Origin of the sequence: Anaerotignum lactatifermentans, assembly GCF_016902535.1 — a bacterium.
Lineage (GTDB): Bacteria > Bacillota > Clostridia > Lachnospirales > Anaerotignaceae > Anaerotignum > Anaerotignum lactatifermentans_A.
Genome location: NZ_JACSNY010000056.1, coordinates 1 through 333, shown reverse-complemented (window position 1 = coordinate 333; position 333 = coordinate 1). Strand labels below are relative to the sequence as shown.

The 333-nt window shown below is 51.7% G+C and carries 1 protein-coding gene; it reads right to left on the bottom strand.

The window, feature by feature from the left end:
- Window positions 1–333, bottom strand: a 333-nt coding sequence (locus H9X84_RS12835) for a transposase (protein WP_205134631.1), incomplete at both ends; no start/stop codon positions are given.

The window sequence follows — 333 nt, the reverse complement described above, 5'->3', positions numbered from 1 at the left end:
TGGTACGGATACGAGTCCAATGCTCGCTGGGAAAATCGCAGTAGGTCAGCGTTTCTTCAATGCCGTCCTCTACCTTCTTGGCTGCTTCTTTCAGCTTCATGGAGCGTAGTTCTTCTACTACAGCTTTGGCTTTCTCCCGAGCAGCTTTCTTGCTCTCCTGAGCGTGGATTGCTTTGAGCATCTTGGCCACCAGCTTTACCTTGGAACGCGGTGTAACGGCGAAAATATTCCGGTAAAAGTGGACTGTACACCGTTGGTATTTGGCCTCAGGAAACACTTCGCCCACGGCTTCCAGCATGCCAAGGCACTTATCGCCAACCACCAGTTTGACCC